At 70.0% G+C, this 21,221-nt stretch carries 13 protein-coding genes, 1 tRNA gene and 2 rRNA genes; 13 read left to right on the forward strand and 3 right to left on the reverse strand.

Translation table 11 applies throughout. The features are described 5' to 3' along the window. The 4 genes from ACZ7HQ_RS05855 to ACZ7HQ_RS05870 all read left to right on the forward strand — a co-directional run. Positions 1-297: ribosomal RNA gene (locus tag ACZ7HQ_RS05855) — 23S ribosomal RNA — on the forward strand; the annotation flags it as partial. 96 nt (positions 298-393) lie between these two features. Next, positions 394-510 (forward strand): 5S ribosomal RNA (gene rrf / locus ACZ7HQ_RS05860). 115 nt (positions 511-625) lie between these two features. Continuing rightward, positions 626-1,288: a DegT/DnrJ/EryC1/StrS family aminotransferase gene (locus ACZ7HQ_RS05865; RefSeq protein WP_470987100.1), complete on the forward strand. Its 663-nt coding sequence runs from the start codon at positions 626-628 to the stop codon at positions 1,286-1,288. Positions 1,289-1,370: 82 nt separating this feature from the next. Beyond that, a tRNA-Thr gene (locus ACZ7HQ_RS05870) sits at positions 1,371-1,446 on the forward strand. A 61-nt stretch (positions 1,447-1,507) separates the two neighbouring features. On the opposite strand, the gene ACZ7HQ_RS05875 is transcribed toward ACZ7HQ_RS05870, so the two are convergent. Next, positions 1,508-4,267, reverse strand: a complete 2,760-nt coding sequence (locus tag ACZ7HQ_RS05875) for a SpoIIE family protein phosphatase (RefSeq protein ID WP_470985247.1) — start codon at positions 4,265-4,267, stop codon at positions 1,508-1,510. 420 nt (positions 4,268-4,687) lie between these two features. Here ACZ7HQ_RS05875 and ACZ7HQ_RS05880 point away from each other — a divergent pair, with 420 nt between their 5' ends. The 9 genes from ACZ7HQ_RS05880 (at position 4,688) to ACZ7HQ_RS05920 (ending at position 19,128) form a co-directional block, all read left to right on the forward strand. Then, positions 4,688-10,153 (forward strand): HAMP domain-containing protein, encoded by a 5,466-nt coding sequence (locus ACZ7HQ_RS05880; RefSeq protein WP_470985250.1) that lies wholly within the window; start codon positions 4,688-4,690, stop codon positions 10,151-10,153. Positions 10,154-10,451: 298 nt separating this feature from the next. Beyond that, the gene (locus ACZ7HQ_RS05885; protein WP_470985253.1) at positions 10,452-11,132 is read left to right on the forward strand and encodes a response regulator; all 681 of its coding nucleotides are present in this window, start codon (positions 10,452-10,454) and stop codon (positions 11,130-11,132) included. A gap of 124 nt (positions 11,133-11,256) precedes the next feature. Continuing rightward, positions 11,257-13,998, forward strand: a complete 2,742-nt coding sequence (locus tag ACZ7HQ_RS05890) for a DNA translocase FtsK (protein ID WP_470985256.1) — start codon at positions 11,257-11,259, stop codon at positions 13,996-13,998. Between the two features lie 279 nt (positions 13,999-14,277). After that, complete coding sequence (locus ACZ7HQ_RS05895; protein ID WP_470985259.1) at positions 14,278-15,123, forward strand: helix-turn-helix domain-containing protein; 846 nt, start codon at positions 14,278-14,280, stop codon at positions 15,121-15,123. A 95-nt stretch (positions 15,124-15,218) separates the two neighbouring features. Next, the gene (rimO, locus tag ACZ7HQ_RS05900; protein WP_470985261.1) at positions 15,219-16,691 is read left to right on the forward strand and encodes a 30S ribosomal protein S12 methylthiotransferase RimO; all 1,473 of its coding nucleotides are present in this window, start codon (positions 15,219-15,221) and stop codon (positions 16,689-16,691) included. Continuing rightward, a complete protein-coding gene (pgsA, locus tag ACZ7HQ_RS05905) occupies positions 16,688-17,446 on the forward strand; it encodes a CDP-diacylglycerol--glycerol-3-phosphate 3-phosphatidyltransferase (RefSeq protein ID WP_470985264.1) in 759 nt (252 codons plus the stop codon). The genes rimO and pgsA overlap by 4 nt, the downstream gene beginning before the upstream one ends. Then, positions 17,443-17,988 carry a CinA family protein gene (locus ACZ7HQ_RS05910; protein WP_470985267.1) on the forward strand — a complete coding sequence of 182 codons (546 nt, stop codon included), beginning with the start codon at positions 17,443-17,445 and terminating at the stop codon, positions 17,986-17,988. Before pgsA ends, ACZ7HQ_RS05910 begins: the two co-directional genes overlap by 4 nt. 109 nt (positions 17,989-18,097) lie before the next feature. Continuing rightward, positions 18,098-18,472 (forward strand): helix-turn-helix domain-containing protein, encoded by a 375-nt coding sequence (locus ACZ7HQ_RS05915; protein WP_470985270.1) that lies wholly within the window; start codon positions 18,098-18,100, stop codon positions 18,470-18,472. Between the two features lie 185 nt (positions 18,473-18,657). Next, complete coding sequence (locus ACZ7HQ_RS05920; RefSeq protein WP_470985272.1) at positions 18,658-19,128, forward strand: Dps family protein; 471 nt, start codon at positions 18,658-18,660, stop codon at positions 19,126-19,128. 319 nt (positions 19,129-19,447) lie between these two features. Here the strand turns inward: ACZ7HQ_RS05920 and ACZ7HQ_RS05925 are convergent, their stop codons facing one another. Continuing rightward, positions 19,448-20,212 carry an SDR family NAD(P)-dependent oxidoreductase gene (locus ACZ7HQ_RS05925; protein WP_470985275.1) on the reverse strand — a complete coding sequence of 255 codons (765 nt, stop codon included), beginning with the start codon at positions 20,210-20,212 and terminating at the stop codon, positions 19,448-19,450. 111 nt (positions 20,213-20,323) lie between these two features. Then, the gene (locus tag ACZ7HQ_RS05930; RefSeq protein ID WP_470985277.1) at positions 20,324-21,169 is read right to left on the reverse strand and encodes an Fpg/Nei family DNA glycosylase; all 846 of its coding nucleotides are present in this window, start codon (positions 21,167-21,169) and stop codon (positions 20,324-20,326) included. Positions 21,170-21,221 lie beyond the last annotated feature (52 nt).

Raw genomic sequence — 21,221 nt, forward strand, 5'->3', positions numbered from 1 at the left:
TTCGGTCCCTATCCGCTGTGCGCGTAGGAGTCTTGAGAAGGGCTGTCCCTAGTACGAGAGGACCGGGACGGACGAACCTCTGGTGTGCCAGTTGTTCTGCCAAGGGCATGGCTGGTTGGCTACGTTCGGGAGGGATAACCGCTGAAAGCATCTAAGCGGGAAGCCTGCTTCGAGATGAGGACTCCCACCCACTTGATGGGGTAAGGCTCCCAGTAGACGACTGGGTTGATAGGCCGGATCTGGAAGCCAGGTAACTGGTGGAGGTGACCGGTACTAATAGGCCGAGGGCTTGTCCTCAGTTGCTCGCGTCCACTGTGTTGGTTCTGAAACCACGAACGGCCCCACGTTTCCACAGAGGCGTGGTGCGGCACATGTTCGACAGTTTCATAGTGTTTCGGTGGTCATAGCGTGAGGGAAACGCCCGGTTACATTCCGAACCCGGAAGCTAAGCCTCACAGCGCCGATGGTACTGCAGGGGGGACCCTGTGGGAGAGTAGGACACCGCCGAACAATCTTTGAAAAAGGTCGGATCCTGAACTTCGGTTCGGGGTCCGGCCTTTTTACGTTTTGCTTAACGTGTCGTTCACGTTCCGCACCCAGCATCCAGCACATGGGTACTGCTGCAATGCTCAGGGCCGCCGGCGTCGGAGTCGGTGACGAGGTCGTCGTACCGGCCTTCGGGAACGTCGAGGTCGCCGAGGCCGTGACGCTGGCCGGCGCGCTCCCGGTGTTCGCGGACATAGACCCGGTGACGTACTGCCTGGAACCCGATGCTGTCGAGGCGGCCCTGACTCCGCGTACGGCCGCGGTCGTTGTCGTACACCGCTTCGGACGGTGGGCCGACCTGGGGCGGTTGCACGCGATGGGGCAGCGGCACGGGCTACTGGTGCTGGAACAGGGTGAGTCCGAGGCGCCGTACGACGAGATAGCGCAGCGCAGGGAGCGCGCCGCGTATCTCGACGCCAAGCTGAAGGGCGTCCGGACGCCGGACGGCGGTGACGGGCACACCTATCAGCAGTACGTGGTGCGGGTGCCGGGGAACGGCCGGCCGGACCGGGACGCCTTCTCCATGGCCTTGCGGGCCAAGGGAGTTGAGTGCCGGGTGCCGGTCAAGACGCCTGTGCACCGGCTGCCGGAGTTCCGTCGGTACGTGTCCCTGCCGGAGACCGAGCTGGCGGCCGACGAGACGCTGACGCTGCCCGTGGACGCATCGCTCACCAAGCGGGAGATGCAGCGGATCGTGTCCGCGTGCAACGCGCTCGGCGGACTGCTGCAGCCCGCCTACTGAGCGGGCTCCACGAATTTGGGAACTCGGGCCTGCTCGGGGTACAGTTTCTTCGTCGCCGCGAGGGAAACCTCGAAAACGACAGGCCCCTATAGCTCAGTCGGCAGAGCGTCTCCATGGTAAGGAGAAGGTCAACGGTTCGATTCCGTTTGGGGGCTCCAGTAAAAAAGGCCCACCCTTCCGGGTGGGCCTTTTTCGTGCTTGCTCACACGGCCTCGTGGCTCACACGTCCTTGTGGATTCCCGGGACGCGCATCGCCAGAATCGCCATGTCGTCCGAAGGGGCGTCCGACGCGAAGCGCTCCACGGCGCGCATGATGCGTGCCGCGACCGCGCCCGCCGTCAGACCCGTGCACGTCGTGAGGACGTCGGCGAGGCCGTCGTCGCCGAGCATGCGCGTGCCCTCGCGGCGTTCGGTGACGCCGTCCGTGACGCACAGCAGCACGTCACCGGGGTCGAGGGTGACCGTCTCCTCGTGCAGGTCCAGGCCCTCGATCACGCCCAGCAGCGGCTGCGGCTCGGCGGCGGGCGTCACCGTGCCGTCCTGGCGCAGGCGCAGCGGGAGCGGATGGCCGGCGCAGACCACCTTCAGCTCCGCGCTGCCGTCCTTCTGCGGGCGCATCTCGCCGTAGAGGAGGGTCAGGAAGCGGCTGCGGTCGCCCTCGTCGAGGATCGCGGAGTTCAGGCGCTGCAGGACCGCCGGTCCGGACAGGCCCTCACGGGCCAGCAGCCGCAGGGCGTGCCGGGCGAGGCCGGTGACGGCGGCCGCGTTCGGGCCCGTACCGCAGACGTCGCCGATGGCGAAGCCGTAGGCGCCGTTGCCGATGGGGAAGAGGTCGTAGAAGTCGCCGCCGACCTCGTTGCCCTCGCCGGCCGCGCGGTAGATGACCTCCACCTCGACGCCGTCGATGTGCGGCAGGCCCGGGGGGAGCAGGCTGCGCTGGAGGGACTGGCTGATGGCAGTGCGCTCGGAGTACAGACGGGCGTTGTCCAGGGCGAGCGCGGCCCGGCGGGACAGGTCCTCGGCCAGTTCCAGGATCTCCTGGCGGAAGTGCTCGTCCGTGGGCTTGCCGAGGGTCAGCATGCCGATGACGCGGTTGCGGGCGACGAGGGGCAGGACGACCGTCTCGCCGCCGACCGCGGAGGCCGTGGCGAGGGTCGGGCCGATGCCCGAGGAGATCTGGTGGGTGGGTCCGCCGGCCAGGCCGAGACTGCGCATGGAGCTGCGCAGGGCCGCCTGGTGGGCGACCTCACCGGGAGTCGTCCAGACGCGGGCGCCGGGCGTGGGTACCGGGTCCGGCGGCGGGATCTTCGACAGCAGTGACTTGATGCCGTCGATGAGTTCCTCGTCCTCGTGCAGGACGTACGACAGGTACGGCTCGGAGGCCTGGTCGGCGATCGTATAAACGGCGCACCAGGTGGCCAGGGTGGGGACCGTCATCTGGGCCATCAGGGCCAGCGTCTGGTCGCGGTCGAGAGTGCCGGCCAGCAGGTCGGAGGCCTCGACCAGGAAGCTCAGGGAGCCGCGGCGCAGCCGCTCCAGCTCGCCCAGGCGGGCCGACTCGACGGCCAGGGCGATGCGGTCGGCGGCGAACTGGAGGCGCAGCGCCTCCTCGTTGGAGTACCGGCCGGGCGATTCGGCGGCGACGCCGAGCGAGCCGGTGAGGCGGCCCTCGACCTTGAGCGGGACCGTGACGACCGAGCGCATGCCCGTGCCGTTGAGGAGGGGCACGGCGCCCGGTACGGCCGTCAGGTCGTCGTGGACGGCCGGCATGCGCGCGGAGCCGTAGCGGCCGGGGCCGGCCTCGACGGGGACCCGGGCGAAGCGCTGGCGGGCCGAGGGCAGGCCGGTGGAGGCGCGGACCTCCAGCTCGGTCTCGTCGTCGGTGGCCAGCAGCAGGAACGCGGAGTCGGCGTCGAGCATGTCGCGGGCGCGCTCCACCGTGCGCTGCAGGAGGCCGTCGAGGTCGTCCGGGGCGGGGGAGCCGATGAACACCTCGAAGGGGTCGGTGCTCTGGCCGTCGGGGTTCTGGTTCTGGTCGCCGGCCGGGACGCGCGGCGGGGTCTGCAGGACGGCGCGCTCGTGGTCGCGGACCAGCAGACAGACGGTGGACGGTTCGCCACCGGTGTCGCGGACCCTGAGGTGGGAGGCGTAGACCGGGGCCACGCGGCCGTCGGCGCCCCGGATGCCGTAGCTGCCCTCCCAGCGGGAGAACTGGAGGGCCTCGGCCACGCCGGTGCTGGTGCCGGGGGTGTGCGGCCAGGCCGCGAGGTCGGTGAGGGGCCGGCCGATGACCTCGGCGGCCGCGTGGCCGAAGAGTTCCTCGGCGTCCTCGTTCCAGGAGGTGATCGAGCCCTTGCGGTCGACCTGGAGGACCGCGACGCGGACCCGGCCGTCGGCCAGCGGAAGCAGGTCGGCGGGGAGGGACGGGCCGGCCGTGCGGGTGCCGACCGGGCGTTCGGGGAGGTTGAGCTGGAACCAGACGTTCTTGTGGGTGGGCGTGTAGTCGACGCCCCAGCGGGTGGCCAGGGCCGCGCACAGCTGGAGGCCGCGGCCGCCCTCGCGGTCGGGGCTGCCCATGGTGGCGGGGGAGCCCTGGAGGGGGACCTCGCGCTCGGGATAGCGGTCGGAGACCTCGATGCGCACGCCGTCCTCGGTGCGCAGGCACAGGACGTCCGCGTGGGTACCCGCGTGGACGACGGCGTTGGTCACCAGTTCGCTGGTGAGGACGACGGCGTCGTCGACGATGTCGGCGAAGCCCCAGCCCTGGAGGGTGTCGCGGACGAAGGACCGGGCGGTCGCGACCGATCGCCCGACGGGCTCGAACGTGGCGGCCGCGCGCGCGGTGATCACAGAACTCCTCGGCCGGTTGTCTACGTGCAGGGCTGCGTCGCCGGCCGGCTCGCTCCGCTGCTGCGGCATCAGCGCGCCCGTCGGCTGTGGCTCCGGGGGCTGTCCCCCGGGGATGACTCCGGTGGTCATTGGTCTGCGGCCGCCCCTCCGATGCCCGCTCGTGCTCGTGCCACCGCCCAGGCCGGTCGGACCGGTGCGGCTGGACAGCCGCATGCAAGGTTACTTACCTTCGCCGTCCGAGCGGATGCCGGTCGCCGGTGTTTACCCCCCAGGGTGTGCGGACGATGTGCGAAGCTGCCGAACTGTTATGGCCTGGTTCGGGCAGGGTGAAACACTGGGCAAGCTTCTGATGAAGGTCGGGTCGGGCTGCGTGTGTTCCGTGTACGACGGGCAGCAGCCCCTGGTGTGGCCGGATCTCGTCTGGCAGAAATACGCAGCAGTAAGCAGCAGTAACAGGTACGCGGAAGTATCCGGGATGCCGATGACCGGCACGCCGGGCCGAAGCGGCCGAGCACAGCAGTAACGGTCTACCCCTCCGGGAGGGACACAGTGGAGTCTGGCGCGGCGACGCGTGGCACGAAGACGCGCGCGAAAGGCGGACCGTCCCTGGGCAGGCGCGGCGGCACCACCGAGGTGGACACGGCTGCCCTGAACCGGCTGCTGGCGGCTCTCGTCTCCATGCGGGACGGGAACTTCCGCAAGCGGCTCACCGTCTCCGGTGACGGCGTGATGTCGGAGATCGCGGCCGTCTTCAACGAGGTGGCCGACCGGAATCTCCACCTGACCGGTGAGCTGTCCCGGGTGCGGCGCATGGTGGGCCGTGAGGGAAAACTCACGGAACGGCTGGAGACGGGGGCCTGCGAGGGTTCCTGGGCGTCCGCGATCGACGCCTCCAACGCCCTGGTGGACGATCTCGTCTGGCCGGTTTCCGAGGTCGGCCGGGTGCTCACGGCGGTCGCCGAGGGTGATCTGTCGCCGCGCATGGAGCTGCGGACGCAGGCGCCGGACGACGGTACTGGGCATCCGCTGCGGGGTGAGTTCCTGAAGGTCGGCCGTACGGTCAACAACCTGGTCGACCAGCTGTCGACGTTCACGGACGAGGTCACGCGCGTGGCCAGTGAGGTCGGCACCGAGGGCAAGCTCGGCGGTCAGGCCCAGCTGCGCGGTATGTCGGGTTCCTGGAAGGACCTGACCGAGTCCGTCAACACGATGGCCAACCGGCTGACGGCGCAGGTGCGCGACATCGCGCTGGTGACGACGGCGGTCGCGCGCGGTGACCTGTCGCGCAAGGTCACCGTGCATGTCGCGGGCGAGATGCTGGAGCTGAAGAACACCGTCAACACGATGGTGGAGCAGTTGTCGTCCTTCTCCTCCGAGGTCACGCGCGTGGCCCGCGAGGTGGGCACCGAGGGCATCCTCGGCGGTCAGGCACAGGTGCCGGGTGTGGCCGGTGTCTGGAAGGAGCTGACCGACTCCGTCAACACGATGGCGGGCAACCTGACCGCGCAGGTCCGTGGGATCTCGCAGGTCACGACCGCGGTGGCCAATGGTGATCTGTCCCGGAAGGTGACGGTTCCGGCGCGCGGCGAAGTGGCGCAGCTCGCCGAGACGATCAACCAGATGACCGAGACGCTGCGGATCTTCGCGGACGAGGTCACGCGCGTCGCGGACGAGGTCGGCGAGGAGGGGCGGCTGGGCGGCCAGGCGAACGTGCCCGGCGCGGCCGGTACGTGGAAGGACCTGACGGACTCCGTCAACACGGTGTTCCGGAACCTGACCACGCAGGTGCGGGACATCGCCACCGTGACGACCGCCGTGGCCAGCGGTGATCTGTCGCAGAAGGTCACGGTGGACGTGGCCGGCGAGATGCTGGAGCTGAAGAACACCGTCAACGGCATGGTGGACCAGCTGTCGGCGTTCGGTGCCGAGGTGACCCGGGTCGCCCGGGAGATCGGTGTCGAGGGCGAGCTGGGCGGCCAGGCGCAGGTGCCGGGCGCGGCCGGTGCCTGGAAGGACCTGACCGACTCCGTCAACACGGCGTTCCGGAATCTCACCGGACAGGTGCGCAACATCGCCCAGGTGACCACGGCGGTGGCCAACGGCGACCTGTCCCAGAAGGTCACCGTGGACGTCTCCGGCGAGATGCTCCAGCTGAAGAACACCGTGAACACGATGGTGGACCAGCTGTCGAGCTTCGCCGACCAGGTCACGCGGATGGCCCGGGACGTGGGTACGGAGGGTCGGCTCGGCGGTCAGGCCCGGGTGGACGGCGTGTCGGGCACCTGGAAGGAGCTGACGGACTCCGTCAACTTCATGGCCGGAAACCTGACGTCCCAGGTGCGGCAGATCGCCCAGGTGACGACGGCCGTGGCGCGCGGTGACCTGTCGCAGAAGATCGACGTCGACGCGCGCGGCGAGATCCTTGAGCTGAAGAACACGATCAACACGATGGTTGATCAGCTGTCCGCCTTCGCCGACCAGGTGACCCGGGTCGCGCGCGACGTGGGCACGGAGGGCCGCCTCGGCGGTCAGGCGCAGGTGCCCGGTGTCGCCGGTGTGTGGCGGGACCTGACCGACTCCGTGAACGGCATGGCGGGCAACCTGACGGCCCAGGTGCGCAACATCGCGCAGGTCGCCACCGCCGTGGCCCGCGGTGACCTCTCCCAGAAGATCACCGTGGACGCGCGCGGGGAGATCCTGGAGCTGAAGAACACGCTGAACACGATGGTGGACCAGCTGTCGTCGTTCGCGCAGGAGGTCACGCGCGTGGCCCGTGAGGTGGGTACGGAGGGCATCCTCGGCGGCCAGGCCGAGGTGCAGGGTGTCTCCGGCACCTGGAAGGACCTCACGCAGTCCGTGAACTTCATGGCGAACAACCTGACGATCCAGGTGCGCAACATCGCCGAGGTCACGACCGCGGTCGCCAAGGGTGACCTGTCGAAGAAGATCACTGTTGACGCCAAGGGCGAGATCCTCGAGCTCGTCACGACGGTCAACACGATGGTCGACCAGCTGTCCAGCTTCGCCGAGCAGGTCACGCGCGTGGCCCGCGAGGTGGGCACCGAGGGCATCCTGGGCGGCCAGGCGCACGTACCGGGCGTCACCGGTATCTGGAAGGACCTCAGCAACAACGTCAACCTGATGGCCAACAACCTGACCATGCAGGTGCGGAACATCTCGCAGGTGGCCGCGGCCGTCGCCAACGGTGATCTGACGCGTCAGGTCACCATCGAGGCGCGCGGTGAGGTCGCTCAGCTCGCCGACACCATCAACACCATGGTGAAGACGCTGAGTTCGTTTGCCGACCAGGTCACCAAGGTGGCCCGTGAGGTGGGTACGGACGGCATCCTGGGCGGCCAGGCACACGTACCGGGTGTGGCCGGCACCTGGAAGGACCTGACCGAGTCCGTGAACCAGATGGCGTCCAACCTGACGGGCCAGGTGCGCAACATCGCCATGGTCACCACGGCCATCGCCAAGGGTGACCTGACGAAGAAGATCGACATTGACGCCCGCGGCGAGATCCTCGAGCTGAAGACGACGATCAACACGATGGTCGACCAGCTGTCCAGCTTCGCCGAGGAGGTCACGCGCGTGGCCCGCGAGGTGGGCACGGAAGGACAGCTGGGCGGCCAGGCACGCGTGCGTGACGTCGACGGCACCTGGCGGGACCTCACCGAGTCGGTGAACGAGATGGCTGGGAACCTGACCCGGCAGGTGCGTGCCATCGCGCGCGTGGCGACCGCGGTGACCCGCGGCGACCTGAACCTGAAGATCGACGTCGACGCGTCCGGCGAGATCCAGGAACTGCAGGACTACATCAACAAGATGATCGCCAACCTGCGCGACACCACGATCGCCAACGAGGAGCAGGACTGGCTGAAGGGCAATCTCGCCCGTATCTCCGCGCTGATGCAGGGGCGCCGGGACCTGGAGGACGTCGCCTCGCTGATCATGAGCGAGCTGACGCCAGTGGTGTCCGCACAGCACGGCGCGTTCTTCGTGGCGATGTCCCTCATGGAGGGCCAGGAGCTCAGCGGTGACCCCGAGGACCAGTACGAGCTGCGCATGCTCGGCTCGTACGGCTACTCGATGGGCTCGATGCCGACGTCGTTCCGGCCGGGGGAGGCGCTGGTCGGTACGGCCGCGCAGGAGAAGCGCACCATCCTGGTGGAGAACGCGCCCAGCGGGTATCTGAGGATCTCCTCCGGGCTCGGTGAGGCCCCGCCGGCGCAGGTGATCGTGCTGCCGGTGCTGTTCGAGGGCAATGTGCTCGGCGTGATCGAGCTGGCCTCCTTCACGCCGTTCACGCAGATCCAGAAGGACTTCCTCAACCAGATCGCCGAGATGATCGCGACGAGCGTCAACACCATCTCGGTCAACACCAAGACGGAGCAGCTGCTGAAGCAGTCGCAGGAGCTGACCGAGCAACTGCGTGAGCGGTCGGCCGAGTTGGAGAACCGGCAGAAGGCGCTGCAGGCCTCCAACGCCGAACTGGAGGAGAAGGCCGAGCTGCTGGCGCGGCAGAACCGGGACATCGAGGTGAAGAACACCGAGATCGAGGAGGCCCGGCAGGTCCTGGAGGAGCGCGCCGAGCAGCTCGCGGTGTCGATGCGCTACAAGAGCGAGTTCCTCGCCAACATGTCGCACGAGCTGCGTACGCCGCTCAACTCGCTGCTGATCCTGGCGAAGTTGCTCGCCGACAACGCCGAGGGCAACCTGTCGCCGAAGCAGGTGGAGTTCGCCGAGACCATCCACGGCGCGGGCTCCGACCTGCTGCAGCTGATCAACGACATCCTGGACCTGTCGAAGGTCGAGGCGGGCAAGATGGACGTCTCGCCGACGCGTATCGCGCTCGTACAGCTCGTGGACTACGTGGAGGCCACCTTCCGGCCGCTGACGGCGGAGAAGGGCCTGGACCTGTCCGTACGGGTCTCGCCGGAGCTGCCGGCGACCCTGCACACCGACGAGCAGCGGCTGCTGCAGGTGCTGCGCAACCTGTTGTCGAACGCGGTGAAGTTCACCGACTCCGGGTCGGTGGAGCTGGTGATCAGGCCGGCCGGCGCGGGCGTGCCCCTGGGCATCCGGGAGCAGCTGCTGGAGGCCGGCTCGCTGACCGATCCGGACGGGCCGCTGATCGCGTTCTCGGTGACGGACACCGGCATCGGCATCGCGGCCAGCAAGATGCGGGTGATCTTCGAGGCGTTCAAGCAGGCGGACGGCACGACCAGCCGCAAGTACGGCGGCACCGGCCTCGGCCTGTCCATCTCGCGGGAGATCGCCCAGCTGCTCGGCGGTGAGATCCACGCGCAGAGCGAACCGGGCCGAGGCTCGACGTTCACGTTGTACCTGCCGCTCCACCCGAGCGAACTGCCGCCGCAGGGCTATCAGCAGTCCGTGCCCCCGCTGGAGGCCGGTGAACTGCTCGCATCCGAGGCGCAGCGGTCCTCCTCGGAGCTGTCCGCCGCGGAGATCGAGACGCCGGCCGAGGTGAAGTCGTACCAGGAGACGCAGAACGGTCCCGCGGCGCTCTTCCGGCGCCGGCGCCGGAGCCTGCCGCAGGGCGGGACGCGGTCCGAGCAGCGGGCGGCGTTCCCCGAGCAGGAGAGCGCGCCGCAGTCCGCGCGCGGGGTGCGGTTCGGCGGCGAGAAGGTCCTGATCGTCGACGACGACATCCGCAACGTGTTCGCGCTGACCAGCGTCCTGGAGCAGCACGGCCTCTCGGTGCTGTACGCCGAGAACGGCCGTGAGGGCATCGAGGTGCTGGAACAGCACGACGACGTGGCGGTCGTGCTGATGGACATCATGATGCCGGAGATGGACGGGTACGCGACGACCACAGCGATCCGCAGGATGCCGCAGTTCGCCGGGCTGCCGATCATCGCGCTGACCGCGAAGGCGATGAAGGGCGACCGGGAGAAGGCGATCGAGTCCGGTGCCTCCGACTACGTGACCAAGCCGGTCGACCCGGATCATCTGCTGGCCGTGATGCAGCAGTGGATGGGCGGGGAGTGACAGGCTCGGCACACCGGGACGTGAACGGCCGGGGAACCCTCGGCGTGTGTCGGGAGTTGCCCACGTGAGGCGACCGCGAACGGACGGCTTATGGTGGCTGCGAACGTATGGGAATGCGGGATTCCGGGAACCATCCCGACCCCTGCCGCGTTTCCGCTCTGTGCACAGTGACATCGCGGTGACAGGGTGTGGCGACGGGCGGGGTGCGGCTACGATGACCGGCACAAGGACGGGCGGCGAAAGGGAGTCGTCCCCTGGGGCGGCGCCCGGTGTACCGCCGGGGCGAGGAGGGCGGGCCATGGTGCAGAAGGCCAAGATCCTCCTGGTCGATGACCGGCCGGAGAATCTGCTGGCGCTGGAGGCGATCCTCTCGGCGCTCGATCAGACGCTGGTGCGGGCATCGAGCGGGGAGGAAGCGCTCAAGGCACTGCTCACGGACGATTTCGCGGTCATTCTGCTGGACGTCCAGATGCCGGGCATGGACGGGTTCGAGACGGCGGCGCACATCAAGCGGCGGGAGCGGACCCGGGACATCCCGATCATCTTCCTCACGGCGATCAACCACGGCCCGCACCACACCTTCCGGGGCTATGCGGCGGGCGCGGTCGACTACATCTCCAAGCCCTTCGACCCGTGGGTGCTGCGTGCGAAGGTCTCGGTGTTCGTCGAGCTGTACATGAAGAACTGCCAGCTGCGCGAGCAGGCGGCGCTGCTGCGGCTCCAGTTGGAGGGCGGCGGCAAGGGCACGGTCGGCGGCAAGGAGTCCGCCGGGCTGCTCGCCGAGCTGTCCGCGCGGCTCGCGGCCGTCGAGGAGCAGGCCGAGGCGCTGTCCAAGCAGCTGGACGACGATTCGGCGGACGCGGCCGCAGTGGCCACGGCGGCCCATCTGGAGCGCAAACTCACCGGGTTGCGGCGCGCGCTCGACGCCCTGGAGCCGGGCGCCGGTACGGGCGGCTCCTCGGTGCCGGCGCAGAACTGACGTACACCGGGACGGCGGTTGCCCGTGAGTGTGCGTCAGTTCCGGGCTTCGCCAGGGGCGACACGAACGGGTGAAGCTGTGGGCACACGTGTCCGCTGTCGTCTCCCCCGGTAATCTCACACCCATGGCCTCACGTCCCTCCGCAGCCAAGAAGCAGCCCGCGAAGAAGGCGGCTGCTCCGGCGAAGGCTCCGGCGAAGAAGGCCGCAGCGAAGAAAGCCCCGGCCAAGAAGGCGCCCGCCAGGAAGGCCCCGGTCAAGAAGGCCGCGCCGAAGCCGGCACCCAGCCCCACGGGGGGCGTGTACCGGCTCGTGCGCGCCCTCTGGCTGGGCCTCGCCCACGCCGTCGGCGCCGTCTTCCGTGGCATAGGGCAGGGCGCGAAGAACCTCGATCCGGCCCACCGCAAGGACGGCGTCGCGCTGCTGCTGTTCGCCGTCGCGCTGATCGTGGCGGCCGGCACCTGGGCCGACCTCAAGGGCCCCGTCGGGGACCTCGTGGAGATCCTCGTCACCGGCGCCTTCGGGCGGCTCGACCTGCTGGTGCCGATACTGCTCGCGGTGATCGCCGTACGGTTCATCCGGCACCCCGAGAAGCCCGAGGCCAACGGCCGGATCGTGATCGGGCTGTCCGCGCTCGTCATCGGCGTCCTCGGCCAGGTGCACATCGCCTGCGGATCGCCCGCGCGCAGCGGCGGCATGCAGGCCATAAGGGATGCCGGCGGCCTCATCGGCTGGGCGGCGGCCACCCCGCTGACGTACGCCATGACCGAGATGCTGGCCGTTCCCCTGCTGGTGCTGCTGACCCTCTTCGGCCTGCTCGTGGTGACCGCCACCCCGGTCAACGCCATTCCGCAGCGGCTGCGGGCGCTCGGCGTGCGCCTGGGCGTGCTGCACGACCACGAGGCGGAGGAGTTCACCGAGGACGACGCGCGTTACGACGAGCAGTGGCGCGAGGCCCTGCCTGCGCGCCCCCGTAAGCGCTCGTCCGCCCCCCGCGCGTACGACCCCGACAGCGCCGAGGAGGAGGCCCTCTCGCACCGCCGTGGCCGCCCCAGGCGCTCCGCTGTCCCCCAGCCGGATCCGCAGCGCCAGATGGACGCCGTGGACGTCGCGGCGGCAGCCGCCGCGGCGCTCGACGGCGCGGTGCTGCACGGCATGCCGCCGTCCCCGCTGGTCGCCGACCTCACCCAGGGCGTCAGCGTCGGCGACCGCGAGGAGACGACCCCGGTGCCGGCCCCCGCGCCCGCGCCGGCTCCCACGCCCTCGTCGGTCCCGGCCGCCCGCCCCAAGCAGGAGAAGCTCGAGGCCGGGATCGTCCCCGACCTGACCAAGAAGGCCCCCGACGAGCCCCGCGACCTGCCCCCGCGGGCGGAGCAGCTCCAGCTGTCCGGGGACATCACCTACTCGCTGCCGTCCCTGGACCTCCTCACCCGCGGCGGCCCCGGCAAGGCGCGCAGCGAGGCCAACGACGCGGTCGTCGCCTCGCTCACCCAGGTCTTCACCGAGTTCAAGGTCGACGCCGCCGTCACCGGCTTCACGCGCGGCCCGACGGTCACCCGCTACGAGGTCGAGCTCGGCCCCGCCGTGAAGGTCGAGCGGATCACCGCGCTGACCAAGAACATCGCGTACGCCGTCGCCAGCCCGGACGTGCGGATCATCAGCCCCATCCCCGGCAAGTCCGCGGTCGGCATCGAGATCCCGAACACCGACCGCGAGATGGTCAACCTCGGCGACGTGCTGCGGCTCGCGGAGTCCGCCGAGGACGACGACCCGATGCTGGTCGCCTTCGGCAAGGACGTCGAGGGCGGCTACGTGATGCACTCCCTGGCGAAGATGCCGCACATGCTGGTCGCCGGCGCCACCGGCTCCGGCAAGTCGTCGTGCATCAACTGTCTGATCACCTCGGTCATGATGCGGGCGACCCCGGAGGACGTCCGGATGATCCTGGTCGACCCCAAGCGCGTCGAGCTGACCGCCTACGAGGGCATCCCGCACCTGATCACGCCGATCATCACCAACCCCAAGCGGGCCGCCGAGGCGCTGCAGTGGGTCGTCCGCGAGATGGACCTGCGCTACGACGACCTCGCGGCCTACGGCTACCGGCACATCGACGACTTCAACCAGGCCGTGCGCGAGGGCAAGGTCAAGCCGCCCGAGGGCAGCGAGCGAGAGCTGCAGCCGTACCCGTACCTGCTGGTCATCGTGGACGAGCTGGCCGACCTGATGATGGTGGCCCCGCGCGACGTCGAGGACGCGATCGTGCGCATCACGCAGCTCGCGCGCGCGGCCGGCATCCACCTGGTGCTCGCCACGCAGCGGCCCTCGGTCGACGTCGTGACCGGTCTCATCAAGGCCAACGTGCCCTCCCGGCTGGCCTTCGCCACCTCCTCGCTCGCCGACTCCCGGGTCATCCTCGACCAGCCCGGCGCCGAGAAGCTGATCGGCAAGGGCGACGGCCTGTTCCTGCCGATGGGCGCGAACAAGCCGACCCGTATGCAGGGCGCGTTCGTCACCGAGGCCGAGGTCGCGGCCGTCGTCCAGCACTGCAAGGACCAGATGGCGCCGGTCTTCCGCGACGACGTCACGGTCGGCACGAAGCAGAAGAAGGAGATCGACGAGGACATCGGCGACGACCTCGACCTGCTGTGCCAGGCGGCCGAGCTGGTCGTCTCCACCCAGTTCGGGTCGACCTCCATGCTCCAGCGCAAGCTGCGTGTCGGCTTCGCCAAGGCCGGGCGGCTCATGGACCTCATGGAGTCCCGCAACATCGTGGGGCCGAGCGAGGGCTCCAAGGCACGTGACGTCCTGGTGAAGCCCGACGAGCTGGACGGCGTGCTCGCCGTGATCCGCGGGGAGACGGGGGAGTAGGGCGAAGGGCCGTCCGGCGGACGTCGGTTACGCCGGGTGGCCGGATCGCCGTGATCCACTTGTTAGAGAACGGCGAGCAACCGTTTCCCTTTGTCGTACGTCCAGTTGAGCGAGAGGACAGGTAGTCGTCCCATCATGGGGTATCTGCCTGTCAAGCCCTCGGTGCGTCCGGCCGTTCCGATGGCGTACAAAGTCCCACCGCCCGGTTGCCCCACCCTTTCGTACCACCCCTAGACTGAGCTTCCAGCGCAGGTGGCTACACGCTCGAAAGGCGCCCCCGTGTCCATCGGCAACTCCCCTGAAGACGAGCGTCCGTTCCCAGACGAGTCCCGGGAAGCCCGCGTCTCCGTGGGCCGCGCCCTGCAGCAGGCGCGGATCGCGGCCGGGCTCACCGTGGACGAGGTCAGCAGCGCCACTCGTGTGCGTATCGCCATCGTGCACGCCATCGAGGCGGACGACTTCGACCCGTGCGGCGGCGCCGTGTACGCCCGCGGGCACATCCGTACGCTGGCCAAGGCCGTCCGCCTCGATCCCGCGCCCCTGATCGCGCAGTACGACGCCGAGCACGGCGGCCGTCCCGCCCCCACCCCGGCCGCACCCCTGTTCGAGGCGGAGCGCATCCGGCCCGAGCGGCGGGGGCCGAACTGGACCGCGGCCATGGTCGCCGCGATCGTCGTCGTGATCGGTTTCGTCGGTTTCACCGCGATCAAGGGCGGCGGCTCCGGAAACGACGCGAAGTCGCAGCTCGCCCAGGCGGGCGGGACGCCCTCCGCGAGCAGGTCCGCCTCGCCCACGCCGAAGAAGGACAAGCCCGCCGCGCCGAGCACCGAGCCCTCCGACAGCGCCATCGCCGCAGCCCCCCAGGACAAGGTGACCGTCCAGGTCAGCGCACCGGGCGGACGCAGCTGGATCTCGGCCAAGGACCACAACGGCCGGATGCTCTTCGACGGCCTGCTGAAGAAGGGTGAGTCCAAGACCTTCCAGGACAACTCCAAGATCAACCTGATCCTGGGCGACGCCGGCGCGATCGAGCTGTACGTCAACGGCAAGAAGATCGACGACAACTTCCAGCCGGGCGCGGTGGAGCGCCTCACCTACACCAAGGGCGACCCGGTCGCGGGCTAGGCGTCCCTTCGGGAAGCGCGGGTGTGACGGGGTTGGCCAAGATCGGCCAACCCCGTCGACGTGGGCTGTCAGTGAGACGAAGTAGTCTTGAGCCCATGCCTGAACGCCGTACCGTCGCCCTTGTCACTCTCGGCTGCGCCCGTAACGAGGTGGACTCCGAAGAGCTCGCAGGCCGTTTGGAGGCGGACGGCTGGCAGCTCGTGGAGGACGCCGCGGACGCCGATGTCGCCGTGGTCAACACCTGCGGCTTCGTCGAGGCCGCGAAGAAGGACTCGGTCGACGCCCTCCTCGAGGCCAACGACCTCAAGGATCATGGCAGAACCCAGGCCGTGGTGGCGGTGGGCTGCATGGCCGAGCGGTACGGCAAGGAGCTGGCCGAGGCGCTGCCCGAGGCCGACGGCGTGCTCGGCTTCGACGACTACGCGGACATCTCCGACCGCCTGCAGACCATCCTGTCCGGCGGCATCCACGCCTCCCACACCCCGCGCGACCGCCGCAAGCTGCTCCCGGTCAGCCCGGCCGAGCGCCAGGAGTCGGCCGCGTCCGTGGCCCTCCCGGGGCACGGCCCGGCCGACCTCCCGCAGGGCGTGGCACCCGCCTCCGGCCCCCGCGCGCCGCTGCGCCGCCGCCTGGGCGGCTCCCCGGTCGCCTCGGTGAAGCTCGCTTCCGGCTGCGACCGGCGCTGCTCCTTCTGCGCCATCCCGTCCTTCCGCGGCTCCTTCATCTCCCGCCGCCCCAGCGACGTGCTGAACGAGACCCGCTGGCTGGCCGAGCAGGGCGTGAAGGAGATCATGCTGGTCTCCGAGAACAACACCTCCTACGGCAAGGACCTGGGCGACATCCGCCTGCTGGAGTCCCTGCTGCCGGAGCTGGCCGAGGTCGACGGCATCGAGCGGGTGCGGGTGAGCTACCTGCAGCCCGCCGAGATGCGCCCCGGCCTCATCGACGTGCTGACCTCCACCCCGAAGGTCACCCCGTACTTCGACCTGTCCTTCCAGCACTCCGCGCCCGACGTGCTGCGCGCCATGCGCCGCTTCGGCGACACCGACCGGTTCCTGGAGCTGCTCGACACGATCCGCTCCAAGGCCCCCGAGGCCGGCGTGCGCTCCAACTTCATCGTCGGCTTCCCCGGCGAGAGCGAGGCGGACCTGGCCGAGCTGGAGCGCTTCCTGACCGGCGCCCGCCTGGACGCCATCGGTGTCTTCGGCTACTCCGACGAGGAGGGCACGGAGGCGGCGACGTACGACGACAAGCTCGACGAGGACGTCGTCGCCGAGCGTCTCGCGCGGGTGTCCCGGCTGGCCGAGGAACTGGTCTCGCAGCGGGCCGAGGAGCGCGTCGGGGAAACCGTGCACGTCCTGGTCGAGTCCGTCGACGAGGAGGAGGGCGTGTACGGCCGCGCCGCGCACCAGGCGCCCGAGACCGACGGCCAGGTGCTCCTCACGAGCGGCGAGGGCCTCGGCGTCGGACGTATGGTCGAGGCAAAGGTGGTCGGTACGGAAGGTGTCGACCTGGTGGCCGAGCCGCTGGCCGGCTCGCTCGCGTGTAGTGAGGAGGCGGGCAGATGACCGGAGTCCCGGCATCCGCCGCGGGCGGCTCCTCCGGCGCGCACGGCGCCCGGGGTTCCGCCGCCGCTGCCGACGGCGTGGCGTCCGAGGTCTCCGGTTCTGCTTCAGGCCCCGAGGACGGCGGCAGGGCACCGCGCGGCGGCAAGATCGCGGCCGCGGCCGTCAACCAGGCCAGCGTCTGGAACGTCGCCAATCTGCTGACCATGCTCCGGCTGGTCCTGGTGCCCGGCTTCGTGGCGCTGATGCTGGCGAACGGCGGCTACGACCCGGCCTGGCGCTCGCTGGCCTGGGCGGCCTTCGCCATCGCCATGATCACCGACCTCTTCGACGGGCACCTGGCGCGCACGTACAACCTGGTCACCGACTTCGGGAAGATCGCCGACCCCATCGCCGACAAGGCGATCATGGGGACGGCGCTCATCTGTCTGTCGGGCCTGGGCGATCTGCCGTGGTGGGTGACGGCCGTGATCCTCGGCCGGGAACTCGGCGTCACCCTGCTGCGTTTTCTGGTCATTCGCTATGGCGTGATCCCGGCCAGCCGTGGGGGCAAGCTCAAGACCCTCACCCAGGGAGTGGCCGTCGGGATGTACGTCCTGGCGCTGACCGGATGGCTGGCCACTTTGCGGTTCTGGGTGATGGCCGCGGCCGTCGTCCTCACCGTCGTCACCGGCCTCGACTATGTAAGACAAGCCATTGTGCTGCGCCGCCAGGGAATCGCCGAGCGCGCGGCAGCGTTGGAGGAGAAGGAAGCGTGAGCTCACAGGCCACCGAACTGGTGCGACTACTGACCGTGAGGGGCGAGACCCTCGCCGTCGCCGAGTCGCTCACCGGTGGCCTGGTGGCGGCGGAGATCGCTTCGGTCCCCGGGGCGTCCAAGGTGTTCCGGGGCTCGGTCACCGCCTACGCCACCGAGCTGAAGCATGAGCTGCTGGGTGTCGACGCCACCCTGCTGGCGCAGCGAGGAGCGGTGGATCCGCAGGTCGCGGGCCAGATGGCAGCCGGAGTACGGAAGGCTCTGGGCGCCGACTGGGGCGTCGCGACCACCGGAGTCGCCGGCCCCGACCCACAGGACGGCCAACCCGTCGGGACGGTCTTCGTGGCCGTCGAGGGGCCGCTCACGGACCACCTCGGTTCTGCCGGTGGCGGAAAAGTGGAGGCCCTGCGGTTGAACGGCAGCCGTGCGGAAATTCGTATGGAGAGTGTACGGAGCGTACTCGCACTGCTTCTGAGAGAGCTTGCGGGCGAACAGACTGGGAATGAGCGGGCACAGGATACGGAACGGAACGGGGGGTTTTGATGTTTGCAGCCCTGAGTGAACACGACATCGCTCCCCGCACGGCCGCGGCGCAAGGCGGTACGGTGGGGCGAGAAGGATGCGGCTACGCGGTCCGAGGAGGGAGCCACCGATGATTCTGCTCCGTCGCCTGCTGGGTGACGTGCTGCGTCGGCAGCGCCAACGCCAGGGCCGTACTCTGCGCGAAGTCTCCTCGTCCGCCCGAGTCTCACTCGGCTATCTCTCCGAGGTGGAGCGGGGGCAGAAGGAGGCTTCCTCCGAGCTGCTCTCCGCCATCTGCGACGCGCTGGACGTACGGATGTCGGAACTCATGCGGGAAGTGAGCGACGAGCTGGCGCTCGCCGAGCTGGCCCAGTCCGCCCGGGCCACCGAGCCCGTGCCCGCGTCGGTTCGGCCGATGCTGGGTTCGGTGTCGGTGACCGGCGTGCCACCGGAACGGGTGACCATCAAGGCGCCCGCCGAGGCGGTGGACGTGGTGGCCGCGTAAGGCACGCGGCGGCCCCCGAAGAAACCCCATACGTGTCGAGGCCCCGTCCGGCTCTCCAGGGAAACCCTGGTCGAGGCGGCCGGGGTTTCTGCCGTATCCGGTCCGGTACGCATCCGTTTGCCGGGGTTGGGTGGTGCGGTCATGGTGGAGGGATGTGACGGCGCGCCCAGCATCGGAGGAAGCGGATGTACGTCGTGAAGAGCCCGTTGACCGACGCGGACCTGAAGACCGTGTCCGAGGCACTGCAGGGTGCCCTCGTCGACCTGGTGGACCTCTCCCTGATCGCCAAGCAGATCCACTGGAACGTGGTGGGACCCCGCTTCCGCTCCATCCACCTTCAGCTGGACGAGGTCGTGACCTCGGCGCGCACCCATTCCGACACCGTGGCCGAGCGGGCCTCGGCGCTGGGCGTCTCGCCCGACGGACGCGCTGCCACCGTGGCGTCCGACAGCGGAATCGGGGCCACGGCGGCGGGCTGGATCAAGGACACGGATGCGGTCGGGGCGATGGTGAACGCCCTGGGCGCGGTGATCGCCCGGATGAGGGAACGCGTGGCCGCGACCGGCGAGCCCGATCCGGTGACCCAGGACATCTTCATCGGGATCACCGCGGACCTGGAGAAGCATCACTGGATGTTCCAGGCGGAGAACGCGTAGCGGGCTGTCCCGTGATGCATCCGTGAGCCCGTTGGTGCGCCTGCCGTGCGGGGCCGGCGGCGATCTAGCGTCCCGCAGGAGGTGATGGTGGCCATGGTGGGGCGGATAGTGCGCTGGGCGGCGGCGCTGGGGCTCGGTGCGGTGTGGTGGTGGGCCGTGCTGCGGATCGCCCTGGGGCAGGGTGCGGGCGTTCTGGAGGGCGCCGTCGCGGCCGGCGGGTGGGGGCTGGGCCTGCTGCCGGTGCACTGTGTGCCCAAGGGGCAGGCGGACGACGCGTTGCCGAGGGGGCGCTGGGCGGCCGCCTGGCGCACGGGGGGCGCTACCAGGGCATCGCGACGCCCCCGTTCGGGCGAAGTATCTGACCGGTCGTGAACGCCGACGCGTCCGACGCCAGATACAGCACCGCGTGTGCGACGTCCTCCGGCTCGCCGACCCGGCCCAGCGGTGACATACGGGCCATCACGGTCTCGGTGTGCGCCTGCGCCTCGCGGTCGTGGCGGTCGGTCATCGGGGTGCGGATCCAGCCCGGCGCGATCGCGTTGACCCGGATGCCGTGCCGTCCGACCTCGGTGGCCAGCGTCTTCGTCAACTGGACGACGGCCGCCTTCGCCGCGCCGTAGCAGAGCAGTCCGGGGCCCCCGGTGTCGACCGCGCCGGACGCCATGGTGACGATGCTGCCCCGGGTGCCACGGGCCAGCATCAGACGCGCCGCCTCCTGGCAGGCGTACAGCACTCCCTTGAAGTTGACGTTCAGCACCCGATCGAGATCCTCGTCGCGGGTCTCCAGCACGGGGCTGCTGTGCATGATCCCGGCGATCACCGCCATCACGTCCAGACGCCCGCAGGAGCGGACGGCCTCGGCCAGGGCCGCCCGGTCCGTGACGTCCAGGACATGCGTACGAGCCGTGCCGCCGCGTTTCTCGATCAGTTCCGCCGTGCCGCGCAGACCGTCCGCGTCCCGGTCGGCGCAGTGCACCTCCGCGCCCGCCTCGGCGAGCCCGACGGCGGAGGCCCGGCCGATACCGCCGGCGGCTCCGGTGACGAACGCGGTGCGTCCGGTGAGGTCGTACGGGGTGAGGGGCATGGAAGGACCGTACGAGCGGATCTGACGGGGCGTCAATTGCTGTGCGGTGGGCGGTTCGTGTGCCGTCGGTCCGGTGGCGTCCCGGGTCCGTGGCGGGTTGCCGGTACGGCGTCAGGCGCTGCGGCGGGGATAGCGGTCGCGCCAGCGCTGCGGTGCGCCGGGGGCGGGAGCGGGGCCGGTCTGGCAGGTGGGACACCAGTAGGTGGGGCGTTCCTGGGTGCCGTCGCCCTGGTCGGCCACCCGGACCGGGGTGTGGCAGCGCAGACAGGGGCGGGGTGCGCGGCCGTAGACGAACAGGTCGTGCCGGTGCAGGCCCGTGGTCTGCCGGACCGGGCGGTCGCGGTTCGCCTCCAGCAGCTTCTTGGCGAGCGCGGGCAGTTTCCCGGCGCGTTCCGCGGGCAGCGCGCCGGCCGGCAGCCAGGGGGTGACGCCCAGCAGGAAGCACAGCTCGCTCTTGTAGACATTGCCGATGCCGGCGAGATTGCGCTGGTCGAGCAGGGCCTCACCGAGCGGGCGGGCGGGGTCGGCGAGGAGGTTGGCCAGCGCGCGCTCGGGGTCCCAGTCCGGGCCGAGCAGGTCGGGGCCCAGATGGCCGACGATCTGCTCCTCCTCGCTCGTGCGCAGCAGCTCCAGCACCTGGAGGCGGTAGCCCACGGCCGTGCGGTCGGCGGTGCCGAGGATCGCCCGGATCTGGTGTGCGGGGCCGCCCCGCCAGCGCTCGCCGGTGCCGTACACCTTCCACGTGCCCTCCATCCGCAGATGGGTGTGAAGGGTCAGGCCGCCCTCGAAGCGGGTGAGCAGGTGCTTGCCGCGCGGGATGGTGCTGAGCACCGCACGGCCGGTGAGGTCGACCGTCGCGTACTTCGGCACCCGGAAGTCGCTGCGGGTCAGCGCCTTGCCCGCGAGGGCCTCGTGCAGCCGCCTCGCGGCCTGCCAGACCGTGTCACCTTCGGGCATGCGTCAAGGGTGCCACGGTGGGTTCCCGGCCGCGGTGTACCGGGGCTGGTCG

Source organism: Streptomyces sp. NPDC037290 (assembly GCF_055603245.1).

Bases quoted from the DNA above. Each gene is read 5' to 3' on its own strand.
- ACZ7HQ_RS05865 (WP_470987100.1), top strand. From the start codon at position 626: ATGCTCAGGGCCGCCGGCGTCGGAGTCGGTGACGAGGTCGTCGTACCG.
- ACZ7HQ_RS05875 (WP_470985247.1), bottom strand. From the start codon at position 4,267: ATGACCACCGGAGTCATCCCCGGGGGACAGCCCCCGGAGCCACAGCCG.
- ACZ7HQ_RS05885 (WP_470985253.1), top strand. From the start codon at position 10,452: ATGGTGCAGAAGGCCAAGATCCTCCTGGTCGATGACCGGCCGGAGAAT.
- ACZ7HQ_RS05890 (WP_470985256.1), top strand. From the start codon at position 11,257: ATGGCCTCACGTCCCTCCGCAGCCAAGAAGCAGCCCGCGAAGAAGGCG.
- rimO (WP_470985261.1), top strand. From the start codon at position 15,219: ATGCCTGAACGCCGTACCGTCGCCCTTGTCACTCTCGGCTGCGCCCGT.
- pgsA (WP_470985264.1), top strand. From the start codon at position 16,688: ATGACCGGAGTCCCGGCATCCGCCGCGGGCGGCTCCTCCGGCGCGCAC.
- ACZ7HQ_RS05915 (WP_470985270.1), top strand. From the start codon at position 18,098: ATGATTCTGCTCCGTCGCCTGCTGGGTGACGTGCTGCGTCGGCAGCGC.
- ACZ7HQ_RS05920 (WP_470985272.1), top strand. From the start codon at position 18,658: ATGTACGTCGTGAAGAGCCCGTTGACCGACGCGGACCTGAAGACCGTG.
- ACZ7HQ_RS05925 (WP_470985275.1), bottom strand. From the start codon at position 20,212: ATGCCCCTCACCCCGTACGACCTCACCGGACGCACCGCGTTCGTCACC.
- ACZ7HQ_RS05930 (WP_470985277.1), bottom strand. From the start codon at position 21,169: ATGCCCGAAGGTGACACGGTCTGGCAGGCCGCGAGGCGGCTGCACGAG.